This is a genomic window from Kribbella sp. NPDC005582 (assembly GCF_040605415.1).
In the GTDB taxonomy this organism is placed as follows: domain Bacteria; phylum Actinomycetota; class Actinomycetes; order Propionibacteriales; family Kribbellaceae; genus Kribbella.
Genome location: NZ_JBEXCU010000002.1, coordinates 503543 through 520099, shown reverse-complemented (window position 1 = coordinate 520099; position 16557 = coordinate 503543). Strand labels below are relative to the sequence as shown.

The 16557-nt window shown below is 68.2% G+C and carries 22 protein-coding genes; 13 read left to right on the top strand and 9 right to left on the bottom strand.

Annotation, left to right across the window (positions count from 1 at the left end; all coding sequences use genetic code 11):
• Positions 1 to 4: 4 nt before the first annotated feature.
• A complete protein-coding gene (locus tag ABZS29_RS13940; protein WP_355461733.1) occupies positions 5 to 1198 on the bottom strand; it encodes a cytochrome P450 in 1194 nt (397 codons plus the stop codon).
• Positions 1199 to 1321: 123 nt separating this feature from the next.
• Between ABZS29_RS13940 and ABZS29_RS13935 the strand changes: the two genes are divergently transcribed.
• Positions 1322 to 2767, top strand: coding sequence for an MFS transporter (locus ABZS29_RS13935; RefSeq protein ID WP_355461731.1), 1446 nt, complete (start codon positions 1322 to 1324; stop codon positions 2765 to 2767).
• Positions 2768 to 2967: 200 nt separating this feature from the next.
• Here the strand turns inward: ABZS29_RS13935 and ABZS29_RS13930 are convergent, their stop codons facing one another.
• On the bottom strand, positions 2968 to 3543 hold the full coding sequence (locus tag ABZS29_RS13930) for a dienelactone hydrolase family protein (RefSeq protein WP_355461730.1): 576 nt from the start codon (positions 3541 to 3543) through the stop codon (positions 2968 to 2970).
• 59 nt (positions 3544 to 3602) lie between these two features.
• On the opposite strand from ABZS29_RS13930, the gene ABZS29_RS13925 reads away from it, so the two are divergent.
• From ABZS29_RS13925 to ABZS29_RS13915, 3 genes are read left to right on the top strand one after another with little or no spacing between them, the layout of a single operon-like run.
• Complete coding sequence (locus ABZS29_RS13925; RefSeq protein WP_355461728.1) at positions 3603 to 4181, top strand: winged helix-turn-helix domain-containing protein; 579 nt, start codon at positions 3603 to 3605, stop codon at positions 4179 to 4181.
• 10 nt (positions 4182 to 4191) lie between these two features.
• Complete coding sequence (locus ABZS29_RS13920) at positions 4192 to 5118, top strand: aldo/keto reductase (RefSeq protein WP_355461726.1); 927 nt, start codon at positions 4192 to 4194, stop codon at positions 5116 to 5118.
• A gap of 33 nt (positions 5119 to 5151) precedes the next feature.
• Positions 5152 to 5631 (top strand): hypothetical protein, encoded by a 480-nt coding sequence (locus ABZS29_RS13915; protein WP_355461724.1) that lies wholly within the window; start codon positions 5152 to 5154, stop codon positions 5629 to 5631.
• On the opposite strand, the gene ABZS29_RS13910 is transcribed toward ABZS29_RS13915, so the two are convergent.
• On the bottom strand, positions 5588 to 6199 hold the full coding sequence (locus ABZS29_RS13910) for a hypothetical protein (RefSeq protein ID WP_355461722.1): 612 nt from the start codon (positions 6197 to 6199) through the stop codon (positions 5588 to 5590). The two genes, ABZS29_RS13915 and ABZS29_RS13910, sit on opposite strands and share 44 nt — an antisense overlap.
• A 39-nt stretch (positions 6200 to 6238) precedes the next feature.
• On the bottom strand, positions 6239 to 6700 hold the full coding sequence (locus tag ABZS29_RS13905) for a MarR family winged helix-turn-helix transcriptional regulator (protein WP_355461720.1): 462 nt from the start codon (positions 6698 to 6700) through the stop codon (positions 6239 to 6241).
• Between the two features lie 56 nt (positions 6701 to 6756).
• On the opposite strand from ABZS29_RS13905, the gene ABZS29_RS13900 reads away from it, so the two are divergent.
• Genes ABZS29_RS13900 through ABZS29_RS13890 form a run of 3 tightly spaced genes read left to right on the top strand, consistent with a single transcriptional unit; the run spans position 6757 to position 9022 of the window.
• Positions 6757 to 7677 (top strand): glutamate-cysteine ligase family protein, encoded by a 921-nt coding sequence (locus tag ABZS29_RS13900; protein WP_355463178.1) that lies wholly within the window; start codon positions 6757 to 6759, stop codon positions 7675 to 7677.
• On the top strand, positions 7674 to 8633 hold the full coding sequence (locus ABZS29_RS13895; protein WP_355461719.1) for a hypothetical protein: 960 nt from the start codon (positions 7674 to 7676) through the stop codon (positions 8631 to 8633). The genes ABZS29_RS13900 and ABZS29_RS13895 overlap by 4 nt, the downstream gene beginning before the upstream one ends.
• Positions 8630 to 9022 carry an MAPEG family protein gene (locus tag ABZS29_RS13890; RefSeq protein ID WP_355461718.1) on the top strand — a complete coding sequence of 131 codons (393 nt, stop codon included), beginning with the start codon at positions 8630 to 8632 and terminating at the stop codon, positions 9020 to 9022. The genes ABZS29_RS13895 and ABZS29_RS13890 overlap by 4 nt, the downstream gene beginning before the upstream one ends.
• Here the strand turns inward: ABZS29_RS13890 and ABZS29_RS13885 are convergent, their stop codons facing one another.
• Positions 9023 to 9928 (bottom strand): LysR family transcriptional regulator, encoded by a 906-nt coding sequence (locus ABZS29_RS13885; protein ID WP_355461716.1) that lies wholly within the window; start codon positions 9926 to 9928, stop codon positions 9023 to 9025. It abuts the gene before it with no gap.
• A 78-nt stretch (positions 9929 to 10006) separates the two neighbouring features.
• Between ABZS29_RS13885 and ABZS29_RS13880 the strand changes: the two genes are divergently transcribed.
• The 5 genes from ABZS29_RS13880 (at position 10007) to ABZS29_RS13860 (ending at position 13366) form a co-directional block, all read left to right on the top strand.
• Complete coding sequence (locus tag ABZS29_RS13880) at positions 10007 to 10915, top strand: DMT family transporter (protein WP_355461714.1); 909 nt, start codon at positions 10007 to 10009, stop codon at positions 10913 to 10915.
• 151 nt (positions 10916 to 11066) lie between these two features.
• On the top strand, positions 11067 to 11549 hold the full coding sequence (locus ABZS29_RS13875) for a pyridoxamine 5'-phosphate oxidase family protein (protein WP_355461712.1): 483 nt from the start codon (positions 11067 to 11069) through the stop codon (positions 11547 to 11549).
• Positions 11546 to 12193, top strand: coding sequence for a DsbA family protein (locus ABZS29_RS13870; protein WP_355461710.1), 648 nt, complete (start codon positions 11546 to 11548; stop codon positions 12191 to 12193). The genes ABZS29_RS13875 and ABZS29_RS13870 overlap by 4 nt, the downstream gene beginning before the upstream one ends.
• Positions 12190 to 12894 carry an MBL fold metallo-hydrolase gene (locus ABZS29_RS13865; protein ID WP_355461708.1) on the top strand — a complete coding sequence of 235 codons (705 nt, stop codon included), beginning with the start codon at positions 12190 to 12192 and terminating at the stop codon, positions 12892 to 12894. Before ABZS29_RS13870 ends, ABZS29_RS13865 begins: the two co-directional genes overlap by 4 nt.
• 145 nt (positions 12895 to 13039) lie before the next feature.
• Complete coding sequence (locus ABZS29_RS13860) at positions 13040 to 13366, top strand: hypothetical protein (protein ID WP_355461706.1); 327 nt, start codon at positions 13040 to 13042, stop codon at positions 13364 to 13366.
• Positions 13367 to 13374: 8 nt separating this feature from the next.
• Here the strand turns inward: ABZS29_RS13860 and ABZS29_RS13855 are convergent, their stop codons facing one another.
• From ABZS29_RS13855 to ABZS29_RS13845, 3 genes are all read right to left on the bottom strand, one after another.
• Positions 13375 to 14049 (bottom strand): zinc-binding dehydrogenase, encoded by a 675-nt coding sequence (locus tag ABZS29_RS13855; RefSeq protein WP_355461705.1) that lies wholly within the window; start codon positions 14047 to 14049, stop codon positions 13375 to 13377.
• Positions 14050 to 14079: 30 nt separating this feature from the next.
• Entirely contained in the window at positions 14080 to 14265 is a 186-nt protein-coding gene (locus ABZS29_RS13850; RefSeq protein WP_355461703.1) for an alcohol dehydrogenase catalytic domain-containing protein, read from the bottom strand.
• Between the two features lie 68 nt (positions 14266 to 14333).
• Positions 14334 to 15275 (bottom strand): Gfo/Idh/MocA family oxidoreductase, encoded by a 942-nt coding sequence (locus tag ABZS29_RS13845; RefSeq protein ID WP_355461701.1) that lies wholly within the window; start codon positions 15273 to 15275, stop codon positions 14334 to 14336.
• A 50-nt stretch (positions 15276 to 15325) separates the two neighbouring features.
• Between ABZS29_RS13845 and ABZS29_RS13840 the strand changes: the two genes are divergently transcribed.
• On the top strand, positions 15326 to 16336 hold the full coding sequence (locus tag ABZS29_RS13840) for a LysR family transcriptional regulator (RefSeq protein WP_355461700.1): 1011 nt from the start codon (positions 15326 to 15328) through the stop codon (positions 16334 to 16336).
• Here ABZS29_RS13840 and ABZS29_RS13835 read toward each other — a convergent pair.
• Positions 16263 to 16556 (bottom strand): hypothetical protein, encoded by a 294-nt coding sequence (locus ABZS29_RS13835; protein ID WP_355461698.1) that lies wholly within the window; start codon positions 16554 to 16556, stop codon positions 16263 to 16265. The two genes, ABZS29_RS13840 and ABZS29_RS13835, sit on opposite strands and share 74 nt — an antisense overlap.
• Between the last annotated feature and the right edge of the window lies 1 nt (position 16557).

The following is a 16557-nucleotide window of genomic DNA, read 5'->3' as shown; positions in this document are numbered from 1 at the left end:
ATCATCACCAAACCACCGGCACCTTGCGCAGACCGCCGACCAGCAGCCCCTCGACCGGCGGCAACTCCGCCACCGGTACGGCGAGCGCCAGCGTCGGCAGCCGCCGCAGCAGCACCTCCAGCACGACCTGCAGCTCCGCACGCGCCAGCGGCTGCCCGACACACGAGTGCGGCCCGACGCCGAACGAGATGTGCGTGTTCGGGCTGCGGGTCAGATCCAGCTCAGCCGCATCCGGGAACACCGACTCGTCCCGGTTCGCCGAACCCAGGCTGCAGATCGCCGTCGTCCCCGCGGGCAGCGTTCCGCCGGACAGTTCGACGTCCTCGTCGACGTACCGGGTCAGGCCGAAGCCGGCATTGGCGTCGTACCGCAGGGTCTCCTCGACGCCGGTGCGGACCAGCGTCGGATCGGCCAGCAACTGCTTCCAGTGCACCCGATCGCCGGCGAGCAGCATCGCCATCATCTTGCCGATCATGTTCGTGGTGGTCTCGTGCCCGGCGATCAGCAGACCCTTGCCAGTGGCAACGAGTGCGTCGTTGCCGAGGTACTCCCCGGCGGCGTCGGCGCGGGTGATCAGATCGCTCAGCAGATCCTCACCAGGAGCATCCCGCTTGGCGTCGACATGACCAGCCATGTACGCCGTGAACTCGGCCTGCGCAGCGTCGATCTCCTCCTGGCTGTACCGGCTGACGCTGAGGAACGTGTCGGACCAGTGCGAGAACCGGTCGCGGTCCTCGTTGGGGACGCCGAGCAGGTCGCAGATCACCCAGACCGGCAACGGGAATCCGAGACTCGCGCGCAGATCGGCCGGCTGTCCCTGCGCGATCATCTCGTCCACGAGTTGCTCGGCCATCGTCTCGATCCGCGGTCGCAGCACAGCCATCCGCTTGGCGGTGAACCACTTGGTCAGCATCCGCCGCCAGCGTTGATGCCCTTCGCCGAGGCGCGGGATCGGCGACTCCTGCTGGTCCAGTTGCGAGATCCGGGCCGCGTCCTTGTCGGCCGAGTTCCGCGCGAACCGCGGATCGGCGATCAGTTGACGGACGTCGTCGTACCGGGTGAGCAGGGCCGCCTGATCGCCGCTCGGCAGGCGGACGTGGGCCACGGGGCACTGCTGCCGGAGCTCCGCCCACTCCACTGGCGGCTCGATAGCGGCCACTGGCGGCAAGGGATAGTCGATTGCGTCACGTTCGGTCACGAGACATCACCTCCGCGTTGTCGTCCTCCCACCTTGCCTCGCTCGCTTGTTTAAGTCAACTGCCTGACTTAACCTATGGTTGCAGAAACCAACTATTTTTCTCCTGGTCCCCGGAGGCTCCCCATGTCCGCTGCCCTCACCGGTCCGCCGGTTCGCACCGGTGCCGTCGTACCGGTGCTCGCGTCGGCCGGTATCACGGTCGCGTTGATGCAGACGCTGATCATCCCGGTCATCCCCGAGCTGCCGCGGCTGCTGAACGCGTCGGCCGGCTCGACCGCGTGGGCGATCACCGCCACCCTGCTCGCGGCCGCGGTGGCGACGCCGATCATGGGCCGGCTCGGCGACATGTACGGCAAGCGCCGGATGCTGCTGATCAGCATCGGTTTGCTGATCACCGGTTCGATCGTCGCCGCGCTGAGCAGCTCACTGCTGCCACTGGTCGTCGGCCGCGCCCTGCAGGGCTTCGCGGCCGGCGTGATCCCGTTGGGGATCAGCATCATGCGCGACGAACTCCCGTCCGAACGCCTCGGTACGGCGACCGCCCAGATGAGCGCGTCTCTCGGAGTCGGCGGCGCACTCGGGCTGCCCGCCGCGGCCTTGCTGGCCGAGAACGTCAGCTGGCACGCGCTGTTCTGGGTGTCGGCCGGACTCGGCATCATCATGTTCGGACTGGTACTGCGCTTCGTGCCCGAGTCCGCGGTCCGCTCGGGCGGCCGCTTCGACGTGTTGGGTGGGGTGGGGCTTTCGGTCGGTCTAGTTTCGTTGCTGCTGGCAATCTCTCAGGGCGGCGACTGGGGTTGGACGAGCGCTCGGGTATTGGGCCTGTTCGCGCTCGCGGTGGTCGCGATCCTCGCGTGGGGCTGGTGGGAACGCCGTACCAGCGAGCCGTTGGTCGACCTGCGCACGACCGCGCGACCGCAGGTGCTGCTGACGAACCTCGCGTCGATGGTCTTCGGGTTCGCCATGTTCGCGATGTCGCTCGTCGTACCGCAGCTGCTGCAGATGCCGAAGGCAACCGGTTTCGGACTCGGCCAGTCGATGCTCGCCTCCGGCCTCGTGATGGGCCCGTCCGGCCTGGTCATGCTGCTCACCGCACCGCTGTCCGCCAAGATCTCGGCCGCCCGCGGCCCGAAGATCACGCTGATGCTCGGCGCCGTCGTGGTCGCCGCCGGCTACGGCCTCGGCAGCATCCTGATGAGCTCGGTCTGGCAGATCCTGCTCGTCTCGCTCCTGATCGGCGCCGGCATCGGCCTCGCGTACGGCGCCATGCCCGCCCTGATCATGTCAGCGGTCCCGGTCTCCGAAACGGCCGCCGCCAACAGCTTCAACACCCTGATGCGCTCCATCGGCACCTCGGTCTCCAGCGCGGTCGCCGGCGTCATCCTCGCCCAACTCACCATCAACCTCGGCGCCTACACCCTCCCGTCGGAGAACGGCTTCCGCGTAGTCCTCATCACCGGCGCCGCCGCAGCCCTGGTCGCCCTAGCCATAGCCGCCTGCATCCCCACCCGCTCCACCCCCACCGAGACCCCAGCCACCGCCGAAGCCCAAACCCCAGCCACCGCCTAACCCCCCATCCGAGTGGTTATCCCCGAGCCAAGGGGGTTGCCCACTCAGAAGCTCGCCGTGCATCCCCCCACCCCAAGGGGCAACCCCCGAGCTCCGCGCCCCAACCCCCCACCTCCTGCGGTAGCCCCTCAGTTGGGGGGTTGCCCATCGAGAATCTCAGGGGGCAACCCCCTGGGTGAGGGGGCAACCGGCGGCTTGGGTCAGGGGAGGTTGGCGAGGAAGGGGAGGGTGCGTTGGAGGAGGAGGGTGGCGGCTTCGGGGTCGTGGGCGGGGAGGGATGAGTCGGCGAAGAGGTGGGCTTTGCCGGGGTAGAGGAAGAGCTCGGCCTCGGCGGGTGCGGCGGCTGCCAGGGCTTGGGCGGCGGGGAGGTCCTCGGCGAACCAGGGGTCGTCGATCATCCCGTGGATCTGGACCGGTACGCCGGTGGGCCAGGCGTCGCCGAACTCTTCGACCGGGAGGCACGAGTCGAAGAACAGGGCACCGCGCGCGCCGGGGCGGGTCTGGGTGAGCTTCTGGGCCGGCATGACGCCCATCGAGAAGCCTGCATACACAAGGTTTTCCGGCAGGTCCTGGGCATAGGCGACGCCGGCGTCGAGGAGGGCGCCGAAGCCGGTCTTCTTGGCGTAGGCGATGCCGTCGTCGAGCGTCTCGAAGGTGTTCCCGTCGTACAGGTCGGGCAGGTGGACGGTGTGCCCGGCCCGCCGCAGCTCGTCGGCGAACGCCCGCACGCCATCGGTCAGTCCCTGAGCGTGGTGGTACAGCACAACCTCGGCCATGTTTCAGTCTCCAATGATCCAAATATCTCGAACAATCGGGAATGCTAGTCTGTTCGACCGTGACAGGCAACAGTCCCGCGGTCCCCGACTACGAGTTGGCCGAGACCCTCGAGCTGACCACCGCCGAGCAGGTGCGCGCGATCGCCGACCCACTCCGTACGACGATCCTCGGCCTGCTGCACGAGCGCGCGGCGACCGTCACCGAGCTGGCCACCGCGGTCAAACGACCGAAGAGCACGGTCGCCCACCACGTCAAAGTGCTCGCGGACGCCGGCATCCTGCGCGTCGTCCGGACCCGGAAGGTGCGCGCGATCGAGGAGCGGTTCTACGGCCGCGCCGCGCGCTCGTTCTACGTCGGCCTCGGCCGCCAGGGCGGCAAGCTCCCGGAGGATTTCAACGACTTCGAGGTCGCCGCCGAGGAGTCCCGACCCGCGTACGACGAGGGCCGGATGCGCTCGTTCATCCGGCACGCCCGCATCCCCGAGGAGCGTGCGGCCGAGTTCTGGCGCGGAGTGCATGAGCTGATCCAGGAGTTCGACAAGCTCCCGCGCGCCGGCGACACGACGTACGGGTTCACCGTCGGGCTCTACCCGATCACCGACTACCCGACGCTGCCGCCGACCGAGGACGAGGAATAAGGTCGAGTTTGTGACGACAATTGACTTGGGCGGCAGCGGGACCCCGGCTTCGCAGGTTGTGCTCGGACTGATGCGGATCAAGGAGAAGTCCGACGAGGAGATCCGCACCCTCATCGGTACGGCGCGCGATGCCGGGGTGACGATGTTCGACCACGCGGACATCTACGGCGGACCGCACGGCTGCGAGCAGCGGTACGGCGACGCTCAGCCGGTGCCAGAGTCCGAGCGGGACCAGGTGCTGTTGCAGTCGAAGGTCGGGATCCGCTCCGGCTTCTTCGACTCGTCACGTGAGCACATCCTGTCCAGCGTCGAGCAGTCACTCACCGCCCTGCGGACCGACTACCTCGACGTACTGCTGATCCACCGCCCGGACACGCTGGTCGAGCCGGACGAGGTCGCGGCCGCGTTCGACGAGCTGCACAGCAGCGGCAAGGTTCGCGCGTTCGGTGTCTCGAACCACACGCCCGGCCAGATCGAGCTACTCAAGAAGTCCGTGCGCCAGCCGCTCGTCGCCAACCAGCTGCAGTTCAGTATCGCGAACGCCGCGCTGGTCGCGCAGGGCCTGGCCGCGAACATCATGGGTCTCGAGCAGTCGGCCGACCGTGATCTCGGCATCCTCGACTACAGCCGCCTGCACGACATGACGATCCAGACCTGGGGTTCCGTGCAGTCGCCCGGCAATCGCGGTGTCTTCATCGGGGACCGCGAGAACTACCCCGACCTGAACGACGCGCTCGACGAGCTGGCGAACGCCCACGACACCTCCCCCGACGCGATCGCGATCGCCTGGCTGGCGCGGCATCCCGCGAACATGCAGATCGTCATCGGCACCACGACGCCGAGCCGGGTCCAGGACGCGGCCGCCGGCGCCGCGATCCGCCTCAGCCGCGAGGAGTGGTACCGCCTCTACACCGCCGCCGGGAACACCTTGCCCTAGCAGGGATCCCGTCCGGGGTGAGACCCTCGGCGGATGACCGTACGACGTACCGCCAAGCGACTGCTGGTCGGCGGAGCCGTGGCCGCCGTGATCGGTCTGATGGGCGCGATGGTGACCGACTCGGCCGCCAAGCTCAGCTACCAGGTCATGGTCGCCGAGCCGGCCGCGTCCGGACAGCTGCCGGACTGCAAGCCGACGATGGTCATCGTCGACCGCACGACCGGTAACGAACTGCCCTGCGCCGGTACGCCGGAAGGCGGCTTCACCACGACCGAGCGGCGCGAGATCGTCAAGACCTCCACCGCGATGGCCGCCGCCGGCAGGTTCGACGCGATCGACGAGTTCGAGCTGAACGAGCTCGCCGCCCAGATCGGTGGCCGCCACGGCGATGCCACGACCAGGGCCAGCACCTGGGCGTTCGGGATCGTCGGCGTCCTCGGCGCCGCGGCGTTCCTGACCGGAATCGCGGTCAGGCTCGTCGCGAGCGCGCGACGTACAGTCCCGCGACGTTGAGCGCGAGACCCCACAGCGCGACCATCACCAGAAACGGCAGGACATCCGATCCACCGAACTCGCCCTTCCACCACAACTGAGCTGACCCGTACGGCGTCAGCCACGGCCGAGCGTCTGGCGCCGCGGCGGAGAGTACGGCGTACAGGCCGAGTGGCATCACGATCGTGAGAACCGCTGCGATCCACCCGCGCCCGATCAGCAACCCGAGCCCCGTCCCCACCAGTTGCGCCACGACCTGCGTCGCGAACGCCCCGAGGATCAGCACCGATGCATGCCGCCACATGTCGTCTGCGGTCGATGGCACCAACAGAGCAACGAGAATCGACGCGACCAGTCCGACCGTCGCCAATTGCACGGCATACCCGAGCGCGAGCTTGTAGAACGACCGCTCTCGTCGAGCCGCCGCCACAGCACCGATGAACGGCACCCCGATCGAGATCAAACTCTGGGCAACCCCGGACGTCGACGCGAACGTGCGCTCCGCCTCCGCGGTCCCGAGCTGACTCAGCACCGCCCCGAGAACCCCAACCACCCCAGTGACACCGGCTATGACGCGATAAGCTCGCATCGAGCACCCCCAGCTCCAGTCGATACCCAAGTATGACGGTCACTCCGCGTCCCAGCGCTCCAGTACGTCGACCACCCGGTCGAGGACGTCGCGGGCGGCGGCGTACTCCTCGGGGCCGAACTCTTCGGCGAAGGCTTGTTCGAGGTCACGGAGGTGCTGGTAGCCCCCGGCCGCGGCCTGGCGGCCGAGCTCGCTGTAGGTGACCAGCTTGGCTCGGCCATCCTGAGGATCCGGACGCATCTCAAGGATGCCGAGGGCAACCATTTCGCGCACCAGCTCACCCATCGACTGCCGGGTCATGCCGGCCCGCTGGGCCATGTCGGCCGAGCGCGAACCCTCCGACTGCAGCGTGGCGAAGACAGCGTTGTGGGCCTGTTTCACCTTCGGATAGCCGCGCTTGTGCATCTCGCGAACCATGTGCACCTGGAGTGCCCGGTTGGCCCGGTCGACCAGGGCGATGAATGGCTTGGTGCCGAGGCGAGGAATTTCAACACTTGACACTCGTAAGGATTCCTTCCATTATTTCGACAGGAATCCTTACAGTATCAGGAGTGACCATGGAACCGAAGGAGCTGCAGCCGCTGGTGGCAGAGCTGTTCGCGCGGGGGCGGCGCCGGAGTGTCCGGGTCGCTGTCGAGCAGGAGTTCCTGGTCGCCGACACCACCACGGGCGCCGCCGTACCGATCGAGCGGGTACGGCGAGCCGCCGCCGGCGCGATCGCGGCGCCGTACGTCGGATTCGAGCCGGGCGGTCAGCTCGAACTGAGCCTGCCATGCACGCTGGATCCGGTCGGCCAGCTCCGAACGATGGTCGACGACCCGAACCAGCGCCTCACCGCCGCACACATCACCACCTACGCGCTGCCGGTCGATCCGCGGCCCGAGCACGACGTCCCGCTGCAACTCACCAGCCCGCGCTACGTCGCGATGCACCGGCACTTCGATGCGATCGGGCCTGCTGGTCGGCGGATGATGCGCCGTACGGCGTCCACGCAGATCTGCCTCGACTGGTGGCCCGGACAGGCCGGCGTCGAGCAATGGCGAGTCCTGAATCTCGCCGGGCCTTACCTCGCGGCGAGCTTCGCGCGAAGCTCCGGACCGCATGGTCGGCTGACCACCTGGCTCGAGACCGACCCCGCTCGCACGGGCTTCGACGATCGACTCTTGGCTGACGACCCGGTTGCGGCGTACACGGCATTCGCGACCGCGGCGACGGTCTTCACCAGCGGCGGTCCGGCGGAACACCTGACGACGATGTTCCCGCCGGTGCGCCCGCGCTCGACGTACCTGGAGGTGCGGTTCCTCGACGCGCAGGAACCGGCCGGCGTGGACGCCGTCGTGAAGGCGCTCACCACTCTGATGTACGACGACGTCCAGCGCCACAAGGTGCTGCGGCGACTCGAAGCGGGCCGGGCGCACCTGGCCGAGCACTGGCGAGCCGCGGCCGCCGGGCAACTCGATCTGGAGCTAGTCGCATGAACGCCATCCTGTTCGTCACCGACCCGCTGACCGGCCTGCTGGCCGACGTGGACGCGACCATCGGACTGATGGCTGCCAGCCAGGACTTCGGGCACGACGTCTGGTGCTGCCAGCCGGAGGAGCTCGCCGTCATCGACGGTCGGCTGCAGGTTCGCGCCCACCAGATCCGCCTCCGCCCGCGCCGCCCCGGCCCCGACCATCGCTGGATCGTCGATCGCACCTGGTACGACGAACTCGACACAGCGCTGCTCGACGTCGCCGGCTTCGCCGTGGCGCACCTCCGGATCGATCCCCCGGTCGACGAGCGCTACCTGCACACGACGTACCTGCTCGACCTGGCCGGCACTCGGGTCGTCAACCGCCCGGACGGCATCCGCGCCGTGCACGAGAAGCTGATCGCTCTGCGCTTCCCCTCACTGTGTCCCGCGACGTACGTCGGTACGTCGGTCGCCGCCCTCCGCGAGTTCGTGGCCCGCACCGGAACCGCGATCGTCAAGCCTGTCGACGGATTCGCCGGACTCGACGTCTGGATGGTCCGCGACGACCACGCGGCGACCTCTCTGCTGGAGTCGGCGACCCGCGGCGGTCGACGGCAGGTGATCGCCCAGGAGTATCTACCAGCTGTTGCACATGGCAACAAACGGCTGTTCCTGCTGGACGGCGAGATCGTGGGCGCGGTACTGCGTCGGCCGGACGCCAGTGATTTCCGGATCGGTCCACCGGTCGCGATCGCTCCGATCGATGCTGCGGACGAGGCGATCGCCGCCGCACTCCGCCCAATCCTTGTTCAGCACGGCCTCACGATCGCCGGCGCCGATGTGATCGGCGGGCGTTTGATCGAGGTCAACGTCACCTGTCCCGGCGGCATGCACAAGACCGACGCCCTGCTCGGCACCACCCTCAGTCAGTCGATCGTCCAGCACCTCACTTGCGCTCACGAAGGAGCACTCACATGACCACCATCACCGTTGTCTGCATGGCTTTGCTCGGCATTCTGCTGTTCCTGCTCGGCGCCAACGTCACCCGCCATCGCGCGATGCGGGGCAACGGCAACCAGGCTCCGAACGACCCCACGGACCCGCTGCTGATCGCCGTACGGGCTCATGGGAACGCCGCCGAGTACATCCCGACGATGCTCGTACTGCTCCTGGTCTGCTCGTTCCTCTCCGACAGCTGGGTGGTCGACGCCCTCGCCATCGCCACAGTCGTCGTTCGGACGACCCACGCGATCGGCATGCTCACTTCCAAGACGCTGGCCACCCACGGCCCGCTCCGCGACATCGGTGCCCTCGGCACCTACCTCGTCGGCATCGCGATCGGCATCACCGCCATCGCCAGCATCTGACTACTTGTCCGTTGCGGCGCTGGCTTGGAGAGCGGCTGCTACCGCGGCAACTGGTGGGGTGCGGGCTCGGCGGGTGAGCAGGTAGACGGCACGACCGACGTCGGCTTCGGCAGGTCGGCGTACGACGACGCCCGGGGTTCCGTGGCGGAGAACCAGATCGGGCAGCAGCGCCGCGGCGCCCGTGGTGCGGACGAGTTCGAGCAGGATGAGGAAGTCGTCGGAGCTGTAGCGCAGGTCCGGCTCGAAACCGCCGTACTCGCGGCAGACGCGGACATGCATCTCGCGGTGACCGGTGCCCGGCTGGCAGGCGGCCCAGGGGATCTCGACCAGCCGGGAGACCTTCACTCGCTCGGCTTTGGCCTCCGGATGGTTTTCCGGCAGCACGACCCTGACGCACTCACGGAGTAACGGTTCGCGCTGCAGATCGGCATGGACCGGTCGCGGCAGACCGTCGTACTCGTCGCCGACGACCACATCCAGCTGCTGCAGCCGGAGTGCGGGCACGGCCTGCTCGACCTCACCTTCGGTCACCTCGACGCGGATGTCCGGATGGCTGACCGCCAGCGCCCGGACCGCGGGAGCGACGATCCGCAGGAACGCCGACTGGAAGGACGCGATCCGTACGACGCCGGCCACCCGACCGGCCGCGACGGATGCGAGCTCGGCCTCGGCCGCCTCGACTCCCGCCAGCAGCGTGGCTGCGTGCCGCACCAGCACGTGGCCGGCTGCGGTCAGTCGGACATTGCGGCCGACTCGCTCGAGGAGCGGCGTACCGGCTTCTCGCTCGAGGACGGACAGCTGCTGAGAGACCGCGCTGGGCGTGTAGCCGAGCGCACGAGCGGCGCCGTGCACGGTGCCGCGATCGTGGACCTCGCGGAGCAGCCGGAGCCGGTGCAGATCGAGCATATGTTCAGGATAGCTACACAATCCATTCCAGGTATATGCGATGGACGTGAACGATCGCACGCCCTGATCATCGTTCCCATGGGCGCCCTCTACTGTCTTCTCTCCGCCGCCGCGTTCGGCGTGATCGCCATCTTCGGCAAACTTTCGTACGACGAAGGGGTGTCGGTGGAGTCGCTGCTGCTGGTCCGCTTCGGGCTGGCCGCCCTGGTCCTGCTGCCGATCGCGATGGCTCGCGGAGTCCTCCGTGGCGTCCCGCGACGCGCGGTGCTGGTCAGCCTCGGCATGGGCATCATCGGGTACGCCGCCCAGGCCGGTCTGTACTTCTCCGCACTGGCACGGATCGACGCGTCGCTGGTGACCTTGCTGCTTTACCTCTATCCGATGCTGGTGATGCTCGGCGCGATCCTCCTCGGCCGCGAACGCGCTTCCCGCCGCCGCACCTGGGCCCTCGGCCTGGCGCTGGCCGGTATCGTCCTCGTCCTCAGCGGCGCAACCTCCGGCCGCTTCACCGTGACCGGCGCCCTCCTCGCGGCCGGCGCAGCCGTCGTCTACACGGCGTACATCCTCGTCGGCGATCGCACCACGACCGACGTACCGCCGCTCGCGCTCGCAGCCCTCGTCTGCACCGGCGCCTTCGGCACCTTCCTCGCCGCCACCCTGATCCGCGGCACCGCAAGCCAACTCGCCGCCATCACCGGCCGCGGCTGGCTCTGGCTGGCCGCCCTGGCGCTGGTCAGCACAGTGGCCGCCATCCTGCTGTTCTTCGCCGGCCTGGCCCGCGTCGGCCCCTCGGTCGCATCCATCCTGTCGATCCTCGAACCCGTCATCACAGTCACCTCAGCCGCCCTCGTCTTCGGCGAACACCTCAGTCCCCTGCAATGCCTCGGCGGCGCGGTCGTCCTCTCCGCCGTACTCATCGTCCAATGGCCGACAACCAACAGAACCCAAGTGGTCGCCAAGGAAGCCCCGGTGGCGGTGTCGCTGTGAGGCGGACCTGAGCCACTCACCAAGTGCCCTCGGGCGCTGAAATCCGCGGCTGGTTGAGCGTGGCGGCCGAGGTCTCGCGGAGGTTGGTGAGTGGGGGCGGTCCGCCATCCCCTCTGGACTAAACGGACTGTGGTCCGTTACAGTCGCTCGCATGGATATCGAGACAGGGCTTGAGCGGGTTCGGGCGCTTGGTGGGCAGGACTCGTGGCTTGCGGTGCTGGTGACGCAGCGCGGGTCGGGGGAACCGGCGGCTTCGCTGGTGAATGCCGGGGTGCTGGATCATCCGGTGACGGGTGAGCCGGTGGTGGCGTTCGTGGCGCGAGGCCGGACGACCAAGCTGACGAACTTGCGGCGGAACCCCAAGGCCACGCTGGTGTTTCGGGCCGGGTGGGACTGGGTCGGGGTGACCGGGCCGGTTGAGCTGGTCGGCCCGGACGACGAACTGGCCGGAGTCGACGCGGAGGCGTTGCGGCAGCTGCTGCGCGACATCTATCACGCAGCCGGCGGCGAGCACTCCGACTTGGACGAGTACGACCGGGCGATGGCGGAGGACCGTCGTACGGCGGTTCTGGTTCGGCCTGAGCACTTCAGCAGCAACCCGCCGGGGACCGATCACAAGGAGGAGGGCGAGTGAACGCGATCCAGGTTTGGTCGGATCTGTTGTGTCCGTTTGCTCATGTGGCGATTCATCGACTGCGGGTCGCGCGGGAGCGACTCGGGGTCGACGTACTGCTGGATCACCACACGTTCGCCCTTGAGTTGTTCGACGGGCCACACCCGCGGCCCGGGACGGACAGTGAAGCGGTGGGACTCGGGCAGTTGGAGCCGGCGGCAGGATTCCGGCTGTGGTCGAAGCCGGATTGGACCTATCCGTCGACGGTCTTGCTCGCGGCCGAGGCTGTTCATGCGGCCAAGGAGCAGGGACTGCGGGAGTCCGAGGAGCTGGATCATGCGCTGCGCAAGGCGTTCTGGCTGGACTCGCGGTCGATCGCGCACCGACAGGTGATCCTCGACGTCGCCAAGGAAATCGATCTCGACGCCACCGCGCTGGCCGCGGCTCTCGACGACGGCAGGGCGCGGGCGACGATGATGGCCGACCACGCGGTCGCTGTCACCGATGCGATCAAGGGCAGCCCGCAGTTCGTGCTGCCGGACGGTTCCAGCGTGCACAATCCCGGGATCAATGTCCGCTGGGAAGGGCCGTTCGCTCAGGGCTACCCGATCGCCGAGAACACCGACCCGGGCTGGGCCGAGCGACTTCTCCAGCAGGCCGCATGATCCGCCCGGAACGGTTGGTCGTCGGCTACCTCGACACCAACTGCTGGATCATCGCGCCCGACCTCCCCGGCCGACCGCCGGCGCTGATCGTCGACCCCGGCGACGACCCGGACTATCTGGCCGCGGCAGCCGCGTCGTACGACGTCGTCGGGCTCGTGCTCACGCACGCCCACGCCGACCACGTCCTGGCGCTGAGCGCCCTCGCCGACTCGCTCGACGCCCCGATCATCGGCCACCCGGCCGAGCGCGAGGTCTGGGCCGCCGAGCTCGACCACCTCGACCGCCACGGCTACCTGGACGCCGGCACCGCGACCAAAGACCTCGTTGCCGCCGGCAAAGCACCTCGCCCCACGCCAGGCGTTCCGCTCTGGAAAGGCGACCTCGACCAGGAGATCACCGCACCCACCACGATCTCGCTCGGCCCACTACAGGTAGCGGTCATCCCCACCCCAGGCCACTCCCCCGGCAGCCTCTCCCTGTACATCCCCGGCCACCTCTTCACCGGCGACACTCTCTTCCCCGGCGGCCCCGGCCTCACCAGCCCCGACTACCCGCTGACCGACTTCACCGCGATCATGACCTCGGTCCGCCAACTCCTCACCTATCCGCCCGACACCGTGATCCACCCGGGCCACGGCCTCGACACCACCGTCGCCGCCGAACTCCCGTTCGTCGAAACCTGGCAGGCGCGCGGCTGGTGATCGTTGTGTGAAGCAACTACTCCGGCGAGTAGCACATGGTCCGGGCAAAGACCAGACCCTTACGGCACAGGTCGAATGCTTAGACCACTTCCCCAACAGCGCCTAGGTTTTTTCGGGCAAGGGTCACCAGCTCGAAGGGGAACACATGACACAGAAGATGATCGCCCGGACCGTCACCGCCGTCATTGTCGGCGCAACAGCGTTGCTCGGGGCAACGGCCGGACCGGCCGCGGCCGACCCGCCGTGCTACAGCGGCGAGGTCTGCACGTACTACCACGGGGCACTTGTGTCCAAGAACGTTCCCCAGTATCCGGGCCAGTGCCACTACGTCTCGCACGAGTTCGACTTCGTCCGGAACAACTCGGGGATCCAGCAGACGGCGTACTCCGGTACCAACTGCACGGGCCGCAGCGTGTGGATCGGTTCGAACCAGAGCGCCGGCGTCAACCTCTTCTGGAGCATCGGCTACTGAGCCACGCCTCAAGGGATCAGCAGTAGTTTGCCGCTGGTTCGCCTGGCCTCGAGGTCGGAGTGGGCGCGGCCCACTTCGGCCACAGGGTAGGTTCCCCCGACCTGTACGGCGAGCTGTCCGGCCTCGACCGCGGTGAACAGCTCAGCGGCGCGGGCCCGCAGCACAGCTGGGTCCACGACGAAGTCGCGGAGGGTCGGCCTGGTGATGGTCAGGGAGCCGGCTGAGCCGAGGCGACGAAGGTCGAAAGGCGGCACCGGGCCGCTGGACTGGCCGTAGAGGACGAGCGTGCCGCGGCGGCGCAGGGACGTCAACGAGTCCTCGAAGGTTGCGGCGCCGACGCTGTCGTAGACGACCGCCGCACCCGCACCGGCTGTCTCCGCGCGGACCGCTTCAACGAGGTTGAAGTAGCCGACAACGCGGTCGGCACCAGCAGCCCGTGACAGCTCGGCTTTGGCGGGTGTTGAAACTGCGGTGATCACCCGAGCGCCACGGAGTTTGGCCAGCTGGGTCAAGAGAAGTCCGACACCACCGGCACCGGCCAGTACGACGACCACGTCACCGGACTGCACGCGGTAGGAATCCGTGACCAGGTAGTGCGCGGTCAGTCCCTGGGTCGGGAGTGCAGCAGCCGTCTCGTCACTCACCCCGGCCGGTACGGCGATCAGCCGGTCGGCCGCGATCACGAGCTCGTCGGCGTACGAGCCGCTGATCCCTTACCAGCAAACGCGTTCACCGACGCGCCAACGCCGTACGCCGGGACCGAGCTCGACGATCGTGCCACTGCCTTCGTCACCGGGCACATACGGTACGGCGCGCGGATACGCGCCGGTGCGCTCCTGAACATCCAGGTAGTTGACCCCGATCGCCGCCACCCGAACCCGAACCTGCGCAGGCCCCACCGAGGGAGACGGTCGCTCAACAACCCGCAGCTCCGAAGGACCACCGTGACGACCGACTTCGACGACCCTCATCCGCGGTGGAAGGCTTCGACGACCTGCTGGACCCGCAGCCCAGCAGAGAAGGAGGCCAGATCGGCCGACGGCCGCCCCTGGATCGCCTCGGCGAACAAAGTCAGCCGAGTCTCTTCCGAACCACGAGCGCCCGACAGCGGAACCGGCTCCCACCCGTTGCCTCCAGCAACAAAGAGCTGATCCCAGTCCCGGAGCAGATACGACCGCTTGCTGCCACGGATGATCCACTCGTAGCTGTCACTCCCCGCCGCTCCGGCGACCGCCCCCACCTGAACCGGTACGCCGCCCGCCCGGAGCAACCCCCACGCCGCGACCTCACTACGAACGTCGTCCCCGGGCCGATGGTCAAGCACGAGGTCGACCGGCTGAACCGGACCGAGCAGACGATCGGTGAGATAGATGAAGTGCGACAACACCTCCCGGACGAACCCACCCTGCACGCGGCCGTCGAGCCAGCCGGCATGCGCCTGGAACTCCCGCGGCCACTGTACGAACGCCAGGCGAATCTCCACCGAGAGCACATCGCCGATCAACCCTCTGAGCAACGCATCCTCGAGGTGGCGGGTGGCATGCCGGTCCGACAGCGCGAAGTTGACCGCGGCAACCCCAGCCGCAGCCTCCGCCGCCGCGACCATCCGCTGCCCTTCGGCCAGGTCGATCGCCAGCGGCTTCTCGCACAGCACCGACAGACCACCCTCAAGCGCCGGTACGACGAACTCCGCGTGAAAGGCCGGCGGAGTCGCCACATAGACGGCGTCCGACCTGCGCAACACTTCGCCGGAGTCCGTACCGATCCAGGTCTGCGGATAGCCGGCCGGATGTCTCCGCGGGTCCGCAGCTGCCACAACCTCGAACCCTGGATGAGCCGTCGCCACGCGCAGAACCTCTGTCCCCATCGCGCCGAGACCGATGATGCCGAGCCGTACCGGTGTGTTCACCGCTTGAGTCTGCGGTCGCGGCAGCCGTGAGGTCCATCTAATCTTTCGACATGGATCAGTTAAGTCCAGACTTCATCGACGATCTGCGTCGGCTCCGGGTCCTCCGCGAGTTCCGGGAGCGCGGGACGGTCACCGCGACCGCGGCAGCCCTGCACCTGACGCCGTCGGCGGTCTCGCAGCAGCTCGCGGGACTCGCCCGAGACCTCGGGTTCGCGGTGATCGAGCGCGAGGGTCGCCGCGTGAAGCTCACTCCGCGCGGCTCGGCCCTGTTGGCGCACGGGGATGCGGTCTTCGCCCGCCTCGAGCAGGCCCGGCTGGAGCTTCAGTCGTGGGACCGGACGATTCAGGGCGAGGTCACCATCGGCGCGTTCTCATCCGCGTTGATCAGCCTGCTGCCCCGGGCACTGTCCTCGATGCGGACCGAGCTTCCGGAGCTGCGTGTCTCGTTGCAGCAGCTCGAACCTCCCACGTTGTTCGACCTGCTCGACGCGGGCAAGGTCGACCTCGCGATCGCCGTGAGCTTCGACGGATCGCCCAGCAACGGCGATCCGCGCTACCACCGCGTCGAGCTGGGTCCCGACGTACTGGATGTCGCCCTGCCACCCGACCATCCGCTGGCAGCCAAGGAGCAGATCGACCTGCAGGACCTTCAGGACGACCCGTGGATCTCCGGTACGCCGGGCGGCTGCTGCGCGACGATCACCTCGACCGCCTGCGCAGCCGCCGGCTTCACGCCACGAATCGCCCACCGCGTCGACGACTGGCACGCAGTCGCACAACTGATCCGCCAGGGCCACGCTGTCGGTCTGATCCCCCGACTCGCCCAGGAATCGATGAGCCCGGACCTGGCGATCCGTCCGATCCGTGGGCCGCGACCACAGCGCCATCTCTTCGCCGCGGTGCGCGAAGGCAGCCAGCAGTCACCGGTGACCTCGGCGCTGCTGAAGCTGCTCAGCCGCCGTACGACGGCTGAGCAGGCTTCGTCTCCTAGCCGAGCATCCAGTCGAACGACCCGGCCTTCGCGAGGTGGGCCACGGCGTTCTCGGCGGATTCCCGGGTGAGGTGCTCGACCATGATGACGTTGGGCTCGTAGAGGACCACATCACCTTCGGTTCCGCGCTCGGCGTCCTGGCCGATCCGCACCGGGTCGTACACGACAACCGGGAACTCCCGGTCGCCGTGGACAAGTCGGCCCGTCAGCACGCCACGGTCGGTCACGTCGGCCCAGTCGACATCGTCGAAGTCGTCCGGGGCCACGAACCGCCAGCCTGCCTGGGTCATC